General features: G+C 41.1%; 15 protein-coding genes and 1 riboswitch. Of the genes, 10 read left to right on the top strand and 5 right to left on the bottom strand.

Annotated elements, in window-relative coordinates; translation table 11 throughout:
• Nucleotides 1-354 precede the first annotated feature (354 nt).
• The 4 genes from sigX (at nt 355) to TY49_RS09670 (ending at nt 4181) form a co-directional block, all read left to right on the top strand.
• On the top strand, nt 355-906 hold the full coding sequence (gene sigX, locus TY49_RS09685) for an RNA polymerase sigma factor SigX (protein ID WP_041965708.1): 552 nt from the start codon (nt 355-357) through the stop codon (nt 904-906).
• Nucleotides 881-2125 carry an RsiX family anti-sigma factor gene (locus tag TY49_RS09680; RefSeq protein WP_041965707.1) on the top strand — a complete coding sequence of 415 codons (1245 nt, stop codon included), beginning with the start codon at nt 881-883 and terminating at the stop codon, nt 2123-2125. The genes sigX and TY49_RS09680 overlap by 26 nt, the downstream gene beginning before the upstream one ends.
• 213 nt (nt 2126-2338) lie before the next feature.
• The gene (locus TY49_RS09675) at nt 2339-3301 is read left to right on the top strand and encodes a peptidoglycan DD-metalloendopeptidase family protein (protein ID WP_041965706.1); all 963 of its coding nucleotides are present in this window, start codon (nt 2339-2341) and stop codon (nt 3299-3301) included.
• Nucleotides 3302-3368: 67 nt separating this feature from the next.
• On the top strand, nt 3369-4181 hold the full coding sequence (locus TY49_RS09670) for a histidinol-phosphatase (protein WP_041965705.1): 813 nt from the start codon (nt 3369-3371) through the stop codon (nt 4179-4181).
• A gap of 37 nt (nt 4182-4218) precedes the next feature.
• On the opposite strand, the gene serA is transcribed toward TY49_RS09670, so the two are convergent.
• Nucleotides 4219-5793, bottom strand: coding sequence for a phosphoglycerate dehydrogenase (gene serA / locus TY49_RS09665; protein ID WP_041965704.1), 1575 nt, complete (start codon nt 5791-5793; stop codon nt 4219-4221).
• Nucleotides 5794-6084: 291 nt separating this feature from the next.
• A riboswitch (FMN riboswitch) is annotated at nt 6085-6217 on the top strand.
• Between the two features lie 162 nt (nt 6218-6379).
• Here serA and TY49_RS09655 point away from each other — a divergent pair.
• Nucleotides 6380-6961 (top strand): ECF transporter S component, encoded by a 582-nt coding sequence (locus tag TY49_RS09655; protein WP_041965702.1) that lies wholly within the window; start codon nt 6380-6382, stop codon nt 6959-6961.
• Between the two features lie 380 nt (nt 6962-7341).
• Here TY49_RS09655 and TY49_RS09650 read toward each other — a convergent pair whose 3' ends face one another.
• Entirely contained in the window at nt 7342-7590 is a 249-nt protein-coding gene (locus TY49_RS09650; protein WP_041965701.1) for a ferredoxin, read from the bottom strand.
• A 308-nt stretch (nt 7591-7898) separates the two neighbouring features.
• On the opposite strand from TY49_RS09650, the gene TY49_RS09645 reads away from it, so the two are divergent.
• The 5 genes from TY49_RS09645 (at nt 7899) to TY49_RS09625 (ending at nt 12983) form a co-directional block, all read left to right on the top strand.
• Nucleotides 7899-8930, top strand: coding sequence for a YpbB family protein (locus tag TY49_RS09645; RefSeq protein ID WP_232310425.1), 1032 nt, complete (start codon nt 7899-7901; stop codon nt 8928-8930).
• On the top strand, nt 8921-10420 hold the full coding sequence (locus TY49_RS09640; protein WP_041965699.1) for a RecQ family ATP-dependent DNA helicase: 1500 nt from the start codon (nt 8921-8923) through the stop codon (nt 10418-10420). Before TY49_RS09645 ends, TY49_RS09640 begins: the two co-directional genes overlap by 10 nt.
• Nucleotides 10420-11022, top strand: a complete 603-nt coding sequence (locus TY49_RS09635; protein ID WP_041965698.1) for a CPBP family intramembrane glutamic endopeptidase — start codon at nt 10420-10422, stop codon at nt 11020-11022. The genes TY49_RS09640 and TY49_RS09635 overlap by 1 nt, the downstream gene beginning before the upstream one ends.
• Nucleotides 11015-11740 (top strand): LysM peptidoglycan-binding domain-containing protein, encoded by a 726-nt coding sequence (locus TY49_RS09630; protein ID WP_041965697.1) that lies wholly within the window; start codon nt 11015-11017, stop codon nt 11738-11740. Before TY49_RS09635 ends, TY49_RS09630 begins: the two co-directional genes overlap by 8 nt.
• 784 nt (nt 11741-12524) lie before the next feature.
• Nucleotides 12525-12983, top strand: coding sequence for a YpbF family protein (locus TY49_RS09625; protein ID WP_041965696.1), 459 nt, complete (start codon nt 12525-12527; stop codon nt 12981-12983).
• A gap of 34 nt (nt 12984-13017) precedes the next feature.
• Here the strand turns inward: TY49_RS09625 and TY49_RS09620 are convergent, their stop codons facing one another.
• The 3 genes from TY49_RS09620 to TY49_RS09610 are packed head-to-tail and all read right to left on the bottom strand — an operon-like array spanning nt 13018 to nt 14101.
• Nucleotides 13018-13587, bottom strand: a complete 570-nt coding sequence (locus TY49_RS09620; RefSeq protein WP_041965695.1) for a manganese catalase family protein — start codon at nt 13585-13587, stop codon at nt 13018-13020.
• 26 nt (nt 13588-13613) lie between these two features.
• Nucleotides 13614-13874 carry a spore coat protein CotJB gene (locus tag TY49_RS09615; protein WP_041965694.1) on the bottom strand — a complete coding sequence of 87 codons (261 nt, stop codon included), beginning with the start codon at nt 13872-13874 and terminating at the stop codon, nt 13614-13616.
• Entirely contained in the window at nt 13871-14101 is a 231-nt protein-coding gene (locus TY49_RS09610) for a spore coat associated protein CotJA (RefSeq protein WP_023627506.1), read from the bottom strand. Before TY49_RS09610 ends, TY49_RS09615 begins: the two co-directional genes overlap by 4 nt.
• Nucleotides 14102-14157: the final 56 nt, after the last annotated feature.

The raw sequence follows: 14157 nt of genomic DNA, 5'->3' as shown, positions 1-14157 counted from the left end.
ATCATGACGGACAAAAATCATGAGATATTGAAGAAAAGTGTCCGTCATTCGGTTCATGACGGACAGAAATCAAGAAATATTGAAGAGAAGTGTCCGTCATCAGGTTCATCACGGACAGAAATCATGAATTATCGCAGAAAGTGTTCGTCATCAGGTTCATGACGGACAAAAAAACGTGAAATATGGAAGAAAATGTCCATCTTGATACGCCCTATTTATATTATCCCTGTGGCTTGAACAAATATTTTGTCCTCGAAAATTCCTTCCATTTCCATTCTAAAAATAATATAGTTAATATGAAACTTTTATTAATACTTTACGACTAATCTAATGAATACGGAGGCGAATAGAGCTATGAACTCCGTTTTTGATGAATTGTATCAAAAATATCATCATGACGTTTTTCAATTTTTATTTTATATGGTTAAAAGCAGGGAGCTGGCTGAAGACCTTGTACAGGAAGTATACATTCGTGTTTTGAAGGCATACGACCGGTTTGAAGGAAAGAGCAGTGAAAAGACATGGCTGTTTTCGATTGCCAAAAATGTTGCGATTGATCATTTCCGCAAACAAAAGGGCTGGAAGCAGCGATTACTTGAATCCTTTGATATGTCTGCACGCCAGGTAAGGGACGATCAGCCCCTTCCTGAAGAAATGGCACTCCAAAGTGAAGAGATTCAAATGATGTACAAGTGCCTTGACCAATGCACGGTTGACCAGCGAATGGTCATCATCATGCGCTATATACATGAGTTAACTATCAGCGAAACAGCAGAAGCTTTATCATGGACGGAAAGTAAGGTAAAGACGACTCAGCACCGTGCTCTAAAGACATTGAAAAAGCTGATGGAAGAAATGATTGAAAAGGAAGGGATGACTAGTGAAAAAGTCACAGCTAAGCGATAAGCAGCTAGAAGAAATCCTCGGCCAAATGCCTAAGGTTAAAGATCATCGCGACTCTCGTGACATTTATCAGAATATCGCCCATCGTGTTGAAAAAAGAAAGAAAATGCCGACATGGGTCATTCCGGGTGCTGCGCTGGCAGCCGTACTTTTCCTTGCCTTCATCCTTTCACCAGGATTGATGGGTGTGAACCACTCCGCCGATAAAAGCATTGAAAGCAACTATGCTTCTGATGCAAAGTCATCCATGGAGATGGATACAGCTGTCAAGGATGATACGGCAAATGAAAGTGCAAGCCAGGAGGAGAGCACTCTCATGATGGATGCAGCAGATGGTGAGGTTGAAGAAAAGAGCAAAAAGTTCGCAGCAATGGATAATGCAAACCCTTATGACGGCCTGATTTCTTTATATGCAGAAGAGGTAGACACCGAGACATCCGAAATCCTTACCTATGCAGTTCCTGACGAGCAGGTGATGGCGATCGTTCCAGTTACGGTAACAGCTCTGAAGGAAGAAGGAAAGTCTTGGATTGATAGCTATACGGAAACGATGCCGAAGCTAATGGAAAAGGAATGGGGATTGACCGATTATTATCCTATGGGTGCAACCTGGAACTTCGATGAAGCTACTAAGACTTTGACCATGGATGTGAAGCAAAATCACCCTTATCGAGACGGAAGTACACCAAACAAAATGTTTGTTGAGACTATGACGCAGAATTTCTCCATAGCGGGTATAAGTAAAATCATCCTTACAACTGAAGGAAAACCGGGTATTGATGTGGGCAACTTTGGCCCAATGGATGAACTTCCACTCAACGCAGAAGCAAAAACTAGAAGGGCGTACTTGTTCTTGACAGTTGAAGGTATGCCAAATCCGTACCTTGTGCCGACAACAGAACAGCATAAAACAATAGGGGAAGCCTTCGCACAGATGTGGAAAGGTGATGAAACAGGTTACCTCTCAGCATCACTTCCAGAAGATTTCAGCCAGGCACAAACCAAGAAAACTGAAGATGATATATTAGAAATTACATTAGACAAGAATACAACTCTGGACGAAAGCTTCCTCCCAAATCTTGAAGCAATTTTAATGACGGCGAGTGAGTTTGATTACTCTGGTGTCAGGTTCACAAATGCAAACATCGATCAGCTTGGACCTTTCAATTTGAACGAAGTCCTTCCGCTGCCACTCGCTCCAAACAAGAAAAATATTAACTAGAAGAAAGGCCATTTGGTCTTTCTTTTTTTGTGGATTGGAATTGTGAAACTCCGTTTGAATAAACAAATTTTCCTTCTTTTGCATAAAAAAGCAGTTTCCCACCAATTATAACGAATGTGCTTTTTTAGCTGCTGCTTTTTCAACCATACAGTTCTAATTCCGTACAGGCTGTCATAGGGATGGAAAGGGAGTAAAAAGTTAAGGAGGAAGAAAATGCAGGATTACATAAAGCGTTTACTCATTGCTGGGTTAATGGCACTCTGTATCAGCTTGCTATTTCTTGGCGGAAAGCACTCTCAGGCAGAAATGCTCGATATAAAGGAATTGACTTCAAATTGGGTTTGGCCAGCTGAGGGGGTCGTTACGGATTTATATGGAACGCGCCATGGCCACCACAAGGGGATTGATATTGCAGGTGAATTCAAAACACCTATACATAGTGTTGATAAAGGAGTTGTAACAAAGTCATATTATTCGGGCTCATATGGACATGTTGTTTTCATTAAGCATGATAACAATCTGGAAACTGTATACGCCCATTTGAACAAAAGGAATGTAAAAGAAGGACAGGTCGTTAAGCAAGGTGATATTATCGGCCTGATGGGAAACACAGGGGATTCTTCTGGAGTTCATCTGCATTTTGAAATCCATGAAGAAAAATGGACATATGAAAAGGAAAATGCCGTAGATCCTGTATTGGCTTTGGGAGAAGCAGCTGTGGGACAGCCTGTAGTAGCTATGGAGCAAAAAAGTAATGAAGTGTCTCTGGAAACAATCGCGAAGCTGCGTCTGACCGATGACACCTACATTAATAATCAAGGTGAGAATGTAAGTTCTGAAAGTGTGAAAATAGATTCAGTGGCTGCGGTCACTCCGTCAAAAGAAAAACAGGAGAAGCATACCGTCCAAAGAGGAGAGACTCTTTGGTCGATAGCACGACAATATAACACTACGGTAGAAGCGATTAAGCAAATAAATAACATAAATAATAGCCATATCTCTCATGGTGATATATTAATAATCGAGAAATTAGATGATAAGAGTTATGTCGTTGCATCAGGGGATACACTGCATTCAATCGCAAGAAAGACAAACACCTCTATTGAAAAATTAAAAGCGTTGAACAATCTGACATCTGACACAATAAGACCTCAGCAAATATTAATTACCCGATAATCTATCCTTGTACCGGTTATTATCTGAAAGTATAATAGGTAAAACGGTTACAAAGGGGATGGCTACTATGCTGACGGATTACCACAACCATCTGGAAAGAGGCACATTGACGCTGGATTATTTAAAACAGTTTACTGATACAGCCAATGAAAAGGGAATCCAGCATTTCGGGATTTCTGAGCATGCATATCACTTCTATCAGACTGCAGATATTTTACGCAACAGCTGGGTGGATGAACGAAGATACTATGATATGGCTGATTATGTCCATCTTTTTGAGGAAGCCTGGAGAAACGAAATTGACGTGAAAATGTCGATCGAGATGGACTACACTCCTGGCAAGCATAAGGAGATGGAACAGTTCATCAAAAGCTATGACTTTGATTATGTAATTGGATCGATCCATTGGATTGGTGATTTCGGCATCGACCTTGCCGAGTATCGCAAAGAATGGGACAGAAGAGATGTTTATGAAGTTTATCGAAGATATTTTGACCAGGTAGTAACACTGGCGCAATCAAATCTGTTTGATATAATCGGGCATATTGATCTTGTGAAGATTTTTAAATATGTCCCTGAGGATGAAAGTTTCCTATTGGAACAGTATGATAGGGCAACAACAGCATTGACACAATCCAAGACCTGTGTGGAAATAAGCACAGCAGGCTTGAGGAAGCCTACTCAGACATTATATCCCGATAAAAGGCTATTGCAGATGTGCTTTGATAAGCATATACCAATTGTCTTGTCATCGGATGCCCATGTACCTGAACATGTCGGTGCTGATTTTGATCAGGCTCTGACCCTTGCCAGGCAGGTGGGTTACGAAGAAATTATCACCTTCTCCAAAGGGGAACGAAAATCATATCCTTTGGGTTAAAAAAATAACAGGCCTCACTGTAAGGAGGCCTGTTTGTTTAGAGTATAATACTGTTGATTGTAACGATGTCCTGCAGCGATTTCAGCTTATCGACCATTTCATCTGGCAGTGGTCTGTCAAAAGAAAGGACCATGATGGCCTCGCCGCCAGCCTCTTTTCTGCCGACCTGCATTGTCGCGATGTTCACTTCGTGGTCACCCAGGACTTTTCCTACATGCCCGATTACACCGGGACGGTCCATATGCTGGATGTACAGAAGGTTCCCTGATGGATGGAAATCAATGTTAAAGCCGTCCAGGCTGACAATTCTTGGCCCGTAATGCTCAATGTAAGTTCCTCTTGCTGTAAAAGTTTCTCCGTCCCCGCTGGCTTTTACAGTAATGGTATTTGCGTAACCAAATGAATTCCCGGTCACTTTTTCCCCAACCATGATGCCGCGTTCTTTTGCAATGTGGATTGCATTCACTTCGTTTACTTTCACATCAATGCGGTTTTCGAAGAACCCTGCAAGCAGTGCCTTTGTTAAAAAGGACGTTTCAAGTTCCGCCGCAGTACCTGAATAGGTGGCGGTCAGCTCACTGATTCCTTTATTGTGACATTCTGAGACAATCTTGCCCATTTCTTTCGCAAGCTGGTGATAAGGCTGGATTTTTTCATAGATTTCTTTAGACATTGCTGGGAGATTGATTGAATTGGCAACGGGTTTATTTTCAAAGAAAGTACTGATTTCTCTGGCGACCTGGGTGGCAACATTCAATTGCGCTTCTTTTGTTGAGGCTCCTAGGTGTGGGGTGGTGATGACAGAATCAAGTTTCAGTAAAGGGTGGTCCCCTGGGGGTTCAACTTCAAATACATCCAGGGCAGCACCGGCGACATGGCCCTTTTCAATGTAATGGGCAAGAGCGATCTCATCAATTATTCCACCTCTCGCACAATTGAGGAGGTAAACTCCTTTTTTAGTTTGACTCAATGTCTTTTCATTAAGAAGTCCTTTCGTTTCTTTCGTCAAAGGTGTGTGGACCGAGATGATATCCGTTTCAGCGAGGACCTCGTCGAAAGAGGATAATTGGACGCCTAAAACCTCTGCTCGCTCCATCGTCAGGAACGGGTCGTACACCTTAACTGACATCCCAAAAGCCCTGGCCCTTTTTGCGAGCTCAGAACCAATCCTTCCCAAACCAACGATTCCTAATGTTTTTCCATATAGCTCATTACCAATATATTTATTTCTTTTCCATTCTCCATTTTTTACAGAGGCGTGCGCCTGGGGGATATTTCTCATTAATGCGGACATCATCGCAAAGGTATGTTCTGCGGTTGAAATGGTATTTCCATCTGGTGCATTGACGATGATAATTCCTCTTTTTGTCGCTTCAGCAATATCGATATTATCGACTCCGACTCCTGCCCGTCCGACGATCTTTAACGATGGCATTCTGTCGAGCAGTTCTGAGGTGACTTTTGTTGCGCTCCTGACGATAAGGGCATCGATTTTTTGTAGATCTATACTCGCAGAGTCAACACTCCCGATATGTACCTGGATACCATCCTGTTCTAATAATGGCTGTAAGCCTTCTTCCTTTATTGAATCTGCCGCTAGAACCTGGAACATCCATTCTCACTCCCTTTATTAAAGTATTAATTTTCTGATTATTTTACAAGACGAATATTCTTTTGTCAAACTGTATAATTGTTCACAAATAGAATGAAAGCGGTATCAAAATCTATTGATTAATACTAAATATATTCTGTTATTCCGAATTTAGCAGAAGTTTAATATTAAAATCATAAACGTGTCACGAACAGAATGGATTTAACTCATCTCTGTCAAAAAATCGTCACAAGCAGACACCTTCACAAAATATCTTTTTTTCAGTATAATAAACTTGTTAAATTAAATATGGTCTATCTTCGGGGCAGGGTGAAATTCCCGATCGGCGGTAATGAGATTTTTTCTCTAAGCCCGCGAGCCTGTAAGGGCAGGATTTGGTGCGATTCCAAAGCCGACAGTATAGTCTGGATGGGAGAAGATGGAGGTTCTGCAGACGTTCAAAAAATGCAGGTTTTGGACGTTTATTAAGCATGCCCTTCACAAAACTCCCTCAAGCATAGAACTTGAGGGTTTTATTTGTTACGGTATGTGATTGCTGAACCTTTCTTCTTTATGTGAGATGGATCTCTATAAGGAGAGAGGAAAAATGAAAAAATTTAGTGTCAAAGCAATGGTTTCAATTGGTATGCTGAGCAGTATCTCTTATGTATTGATGCTGCTGAATTTCCCACTGCCGCCGTTTCCAAAATTCTTAATGGTCGATTTCAGCGATATTCCTGCATTGATTGCTGCGTTGATCTTTGGTCCGGTAGCTGGTATTTTAGTAGAATTCTTGAAGAATACGCTTGATTATTTCATGACAGGCAGTGATACTGGTGTACCAGTAGGCCATGCTGCCAACTTTGTTGCAGGAGTTTTATTCATTCTGCCAACTTACTATATTTATCAACGGATGAAATCCAATAGGGGAATGACGTTTGCCTTAGTGGCTGGGACAGCAAGTATGGCTATCCTGATGAGTGTCCTTAACTATTACGTTTTCCTTCCTGCCTACACATTGTTCTTGAACATGCCAGCAATGTCTGGACCGGAAGCTCGGGCCATGATTGTTGCCGGGATTCTGCCATTCAATTTTGTTAAAGGCATACTGATGTCTGTTATATTCATGCTGATGTTCACAAGGATGAAAACTTGGATTGAGAGACAGCAAACATTTAAAAGTGCATAAACTCATATGAGATTTTATACAAAAGCAACGGCCTGCACCGTTGCTTTTTAATTTATGGCTGGTATCTCCTGAGTAAAACCTGACCAATCTACCCAATTGTTGTAGTTCGTGGCAGATAAAAAGCAAACATTTCGATAATCTTTAGCAAAGGCTGTTTTCGTAAAAAATGTTGTTAAAATCCTAAAGCCGATTTTAACGTAAGATAGAGCCATTTTGCAGGTCGTAATTAAGTTTGCATGCTATTTTCTCAAAAAAAGTCAACTTTGCGAAGAAACATAGGCCATTTAATCCTATTTGTTAGTCAATAGCAACAAAGTTTGAGAAAAGAGCCTAAACAAAACAAAAAAATTCCCGCTTATAAGCGGGAATTATGTATTTCTTTATTCGAACTTAGTAGCATCTCCGTTGAATGGCTCATCTGCAACTTTGATTGAGTCAGTTGGGCAGCCTTCGAATGCGTCCATCATGTCGTCAACTAATACATCAGGAATCTCAACGATACCTTCATTTTCATCAAGTGTTACGAATGCGATGCCTTCATCGTCGTAATCGTAGATATCTGGAGCAGCAGCACCGCAAGCTCCGCATGCAATACAAGTTTCTTTGTCAACAATTGTGTACTTAGCCATGATATAATTCCTCCCAAGTGTTTAACAATAATATGCTGTTTCCACCAAAATAGTGAAAACGTATTCCTCATATCTATTGTAAAACTGTATCGCCAACATTTCAATAAAAAAAGTATTGAGAATGCTTATCACACAAGGCGTTGAATGGTTTTTTCGTTGAAAATAAAACATTTCACTAGATATTTTCATGTTAAAATAATGTTATATTATTTTTCTGCTATAGTGGGCGCCGAATATTATCGTGCCCTTTGTTTAATTTTTCATTCAAAGGTGATGTTATGGGGATAACGTATTTGGAGACAGTTATTTTGTCAATATTGAAAAGAATCAATGGTGAAAGAACCATCTATTCGTTATTTCATCTTTTACAGGGAAAGCGTTCCTCTCAGACGATTCAGGACGCTCATTTATATAAGATCACCCCATATTTTCATACATATCCCTCAGTTACTCGAGAGGGACTAGAAAAAATGATTAACCGGTTGCAGCATAGAGGGCTGGTAGAGGAAATTGCAGATACGAAGGTAATATTAACAGGAAAGGGCGAAGCCACCCTGGAACAGAAGTTGTCTGAATACAGGCTTCCTGACTATCTAAATGGCTGGAAATATCACCAGGTGACTGATTCTTTTTGGGAGAGGCTAACGCTGCTTATTCAGGTGAGTTCAAATCTGATTAACCATGAGCGCTCCTTTATACCTGTCAGGAATAAGCGAGAAACCCTTACCTGGGTAAAACAATACATTAAGCAACAAAATGAAGACCGATGTAAGCTGGCAGAAAGGCTATATGGTGAGCTTACATCTGCACTGGATAATGAAAAGACGAAGCCCGAGCTTGTTGTTATAAGGTTGACAGGCTACAGGAAAATTGGATTGACGACTATGCAGGCTGCCGAATGGATTGGACTGGAACCTGCTCACTATCATTTCGAATTCCTGAATTGCTTGCATGCAATGTTTGATAAGGTTCTGGAGAATTCACATGCCTATCCATTACTTAATGGATTGATCAAGAAGGCAGAGCGTAACGTTCCTTTGACGATTTCGACAGATAAGACATATAAATTAATGCAGAAGGGTTATACCTTGGAAGAGATAGCCGCTGTCCGCAATCTAAAACAAAGCACTATTGAAGATCATGTTGTTGAAATTGCTCTTTCTATCAAGGAATTCAATATAGACCACTATGTTCCGCTGAATAAAAGGGAAAGCATTCTTCAGGCGGCACAGCGGAATTCCGCTAAAAAGTTAAAGCAAATCAAGGAACAAGTGACTGATGCTTCTTATTTTGAAATCAGGCTTGTTCTGGCTAAATATGGTGATGTGGAATGGAGTTAAAAAGATATTTAAAAAAGCATTTTAAGTTCGAGGAGTTCCGTCCAGGGCAGGAAGAAACGATTGAATCCGTTTTAAAGGGAAAACATACGATCTCTATGTTGCCAACTGGAACGGGAAAGTCCCTGTGCTACCAACTTCCAGGCTATCTAGTGGACGGGCCGGTCTTGATTGTTTCACCGCTGCTGTCACTAATGCAGGATCAGGTAGAGCAAATGATGGCAATGGGCGAAAAGAGAGTAATTGCCTTGAATTCCTTTTTGTCACCACAGCAAAAGGCTAAAGCCCTGGAAGAACTCGAAAGGTTTCGGTTTATTTTCATATCTCCAGAAATGCTGGGGATTGAATCAGTATTAAATCGGATCAGGAAAGTGTCTGTATCACTGTTTGTTGTAGATGAGGCACACTGTATCTCTCAATGGGGATACGATTTTAGGCCGGACTACCTCAAGCTTGGAGAATTCAGGGAGAAGCTTGGACAACCATTGACGCTTGCGCTAACAGCCACAGCGTCAAAGGAAGTTCGAAAGGATATTGCCGAAAAGCTCCATTTAGGAGATTGGAATGAGGTTGTCTATTCTGTAGACCGCCCTGCTATTTCACTAGCTTTGGAATTTGCTTCTACCTTTCAGGATAAGCTGGACCGGACAGTTGAGCTGGTGAAGTATTTAAAGGGGCCCGGGATCATCTATTTTTCCAGCAAAAAAGTCGCCGAGCAAACTGCAGTGCATATGAGAGAAAAAGGAATCAAGAATGCCATGGCATATCATGGGGGACTGGATTCAGAAAGCCGGGTCCTCATACAGCAGCAATTCATCAATGGTCAACTTGACGTCGTATGTGCTACTAGCGCTTTTGGAATGGGAATTAATAAAGAAAATGTCCGATATGTGATTCATTTCCACATGCCTATGCAAATTGAGTCCTACCTTCAGGAGATAGGACGAGCAGCAAGAGATGGCCGCGATTCAATTGCCATCCTGATATACTCGCCAGGGGACGAACAACTGGCCTATCAGCTCGCTGAAGGTGAGCTCCCTGATCAATATCAGATTGAGAGACTGTTTGCATTTATAATCGATAACCAAATTGTTTATAAAGATCTTGCCGACCGCGCCGAAGAGTTATCAATAATATGCGGCTTCACCGAGATTCAATGGAGGATTGTTGAAGATTACCTGTCTAATCTAGAAGCGTTGGATTATAAGATAGATAAACAAAGCCTCCTCCAATTAATTGAAAATCGCTTGGAGGTTAAAAATACGAAAATTAAGAAGATGCTTGGTTGGGTTCATACAAAGGAATGTAAGAGGAAAGTTATTTTGGAAATGTTCGGCGAAGAATTGCAGGAACGCCCACGGAATTGCTGCATCAGCTGTGGAATAGATATTGACCATTATAAAGAAACCGAACCATCCAGTGAACAATCGCTAGCTGCGGTGGACTGGAAGCAGGAATTGGCTTCAATCTTATTGATGAGAGAGCGGATATAATGAAAGATGAATATAGGGAAACAGTGGCAAGACTTACTGAAAAAGAACTGCTTTTCCACTTAGTTGCTACGCAAATTTTACTATTAACGATTTCGACTATATTAGGTATGATATTGTTTGATAGCTTGACTGAATTCCAAGGATTATTTATTTGGGCCGATTGGAACATTTTATCGATCGGGTTAGTTGCTGGCCTGACAGTCGTGGCTTTGGACTTCACCCTTATGAAATATCTGCCAAAGTCGTACTACGACGATGGCGGCTTGAACGAAAGAATATTCAGAAATAGAAGTGTATTGCAAATCATGCTTATTGCTGCGATGGTAGCAATAAGTGAGGAAATCCTTTTTAGGGGAGTCATTCAGACAAACACTGGGTTAATCATATCTAGCCTGATTTTCGCAGTTGTTCATTACCGCTATCTGTTTAATTGGTTTTTGTTTACTAATATTATTTTTTTGAGCTTCTTGATTGGCTATATTTATATGATGACAAATAATCTTGTTGTAACCATCGTGATGCATTTTATCATTGATTTTATTTTAGGTTTGATCATTAAATTCAGGACTCAAGCAACAATTGGGGGTACAGACAGTGAATAAGGAAAAACCTATCAGGGACCAGGCGGAGCGGCTGAGAAAAAGGGTAGAGCGCAAATCTGAGGATACTGTTGAAAAAAAGGAATCCCTTCCTCCAAGAAGTGAGATGCACAGGCAAAAACAGAAAAAAACCAAAGTCAAAGTAAAATACCCTGTCATCAGGTTGATGACGCTGTTTTTCATCTTGCTGCCTATTTCTTTTTTCAGCATTATCTCTTATTTGGATGGCACAAAGATGCCTTTGAATAAGTCGCTGGAACGTGCCGGAGTGGAAATGATCAATGTTGAAAGTCGGGATGATGGAAAAGTGGTGGACCAGGTAGAAGACCAAGAGGCACCATCCTACGAAGAAATTGCTGATCCAGAGGAAATCGATGTTGTGGCAGCCGGGCCTGCTCCATCAAGCAGCGGAGACAAAAACACTGCCGAAGCTCCGGGTGACAGTGAAGATAAAGAAAGCGGAAAAATCACAGTTCCAGCTTCTGCCGAGTCTGAGAATGAGCCAGCAGACACAGAAGGCAGCAAAGCTACAGGTGAAGGCGAATCCGCAACCAGTGAAAAGGTCCTTTATCATACAGTCAAACCGAATGAAACATTATTCAGAGTAGCGATGACATATTATAAATCCCAGGAAGGCATCCCAATCATCAAAAAAGCAAACAACATCCAGGGAAATGAAATTCAGGCAGGACAAGTACTAAAGATACCCATTAAAAATTAGCCTGAGAGAAAACGAGGCTTATTAATATTTACAGTTTCTGTAGATTTTAGAGGTCCTAACGAAAAAACCAGTTTGATTTCATTTACGGAATCATTCCGGTTTTTTTTCTTATCTTCAGCTTTTTTTACATCATTTTTCCTCAGCAATTTAGAGTTCTTTAAAGATAATCTTAAAATGCATCCATGCTCTAAATCTGAGAATGTAGCTTTAGTAGTACATATAGTTTTATGAACACTAGGTTGATTGGAACGGAAGGTGCGAGACTCCTCCGAAAATGCTACCGCATTTCCATCGTGCGTGGGATGGTTCGGGGAAGCCAATCAATGTCCTGCGGGATCAGCGGGACAGGTGAGACCCCGCAGGCGCTTTAGCGCTGAGGAGGCTCATCGCACGCCCCAAGGAAGAATTCGCTCTTTGAAAAAGCCGGCATTAGGGCTTTTTCATAATTCTTCCCGCGGAAAGCGAAGCATCCTGGAGTGGAAATCAACCGGCCATTTTAACAAAGGGCATCTTTTAAGTTCTTTTTCTTTTTTGAATCACAATATCATAACTCCATGGACAAGTTCATAAAAATATAAAAGGCTGTTTTCGTAAAGATTGTTGTAAAATCCTAAAGCCGATTTCAACGTGATAAAAAGCATTTGAAGTTCGGTATTAAGTCTGCAAGCTCTTTTCTCATAATAAGCTTTAATTTTTTGTGAAGAAACATAGGTCATCAATGCTATTTTGTTGTCAATAGCAACAAAGTTTGAGAAAAGAGCTTTATAAAAAGGGAGGGCTTGCCATGGAACTGGAAATCGAGAACCTGGATGATCGAACGGATCCAGCAACTAAAAGGATGCTTCAGAATGTAATTGACCGAAAGAAAAAGTTTGACAGGTATAAATCCCGGCATCTTATGTCGGTATGGGTGACGATTGGGTTGATATCTGTCTATTTCTACTATCTTTATATTACGGTGTTAAAGCCGTATTCATATTCTTTCGCTGAGATTTTTTCTGTGTATGTCCAGAATTCCGCGAATTTATATTTCCTCATCTTGACGGTCGGGACATATGGGTTGATGATCCTTTTTAAGGAGAAGCGTGAAAAGGCAGAGAAAGAATACCAGGCGCTTCGGTGTGAAATAGTAGACCGAAGTAAGGATTTATGGAAAAAAGAAGAAGAGTGGAAGAACCGCCATATAGTGTTTGATATGATGAAGAAAAAGTTTGATATCAACTTGTTTCACGAAAATAAATAGAAGCATCCAAAACGGATGCTTCAGTATACTTTAGTTAGAATACTCTCTTCTTCCCTTGTTCGTCTTTGAGAATCTCAACTGCTTCACGGAAGCGCTGGGAGTGGATGATTTCGCGTTCCCTGAGGTATCGTAATCCATCATTCAGGTCAGGGTCATCACTCATGTTGATGATCCATTGATAAGTGGCCCTTGCTTTTTCTTCCGCAGCGATATCTTCATATAAGTCTGCTATCGGGTCACCTTTAGCTGCGATATAGGATGCAGTCCATGGCACACCTGCGGCATTATGATAGAAAAGAGCACTATCATGGTTAGCGTAGTGCGCGTCAAGTCCTGCCTGCTTCATTTGCTCAGGTGTTGCGTCCTTAGTCAATTTGTATATCATTGTGGCGATCATTTCCAAATGAGCGAATTCTTCTGTCCCAATATCAGTCAATAACCCGATTACCTTATCAGGAATAGTATAACGCTGGTTTAAGTATCGCAGGGCTGCAGCAAGCTCCCCATCAGCTCCGCCATATTGCTCCACCAGGAATTTAGCGAGCATGGGGTTACAGGTGCTTACTTTTACGGGATACTGTAATTTTTTTTCATAAAGCCACATGTTCCTTACCCCCTCCTAATTGGAATTTAGATTTGCCATGGCCAGGGACCGTCATCCCAATTCCAGGGATAACCTGAATAGCTGTTGCCGAATTGCTGGAGAGGTCCATACATGCTTTCGACGACCTTTTTTAGCCGTCGTCTTTCTTTAGCAAACTGATTGAATTGGTTTATGGCATCATAATCCTCTGGATGTGTATCTAAGTACAGTGTGAGGTCAACGAGAACAAAATCTACAGCTTGGAGTTCTTCCATGGCAGCATAAAATTCCTTTGGCAACTGCTTCATGAGTGATCATCCTCCCTTGGAGCTTCGTATGGCGAATACCAAGGATCATAAAAAACCTTCCACAGTGTCCCTGTTCTTAATGCTTGCATTGGAGTGAACTGTTCTAGATTGGGCGGCTGAAAGCCCAGAAATAAATTTGGCGGTGTAGAGTACGTTTTTGCCTTAATAGGCGGACAAGGGTCGAAGGGACTGGCGTACGGATACCATACTCTTCTGTGTGTAGACAAACTAAGCCCTCCTCTGAATGAACTTCATTTCATTTTATGAGTAAAATTTCATTTCA

The organism is Mesobacillus selenatarsenatis SF-1 (genome assembly GCF_000813125.1).
Classification (GTDB): domain Bacteria; phylum Bacillota; class Bacilli; order Bacillales; family Cytobacillaceae; genus Mesobacillus; species Mesobacillus selenatarsenatis.
The sequence above is the reverse complement of the archived record's forward strand: the minus strand, read 5'-3'. Positions and strand labels throughout refer to the sequence as shown.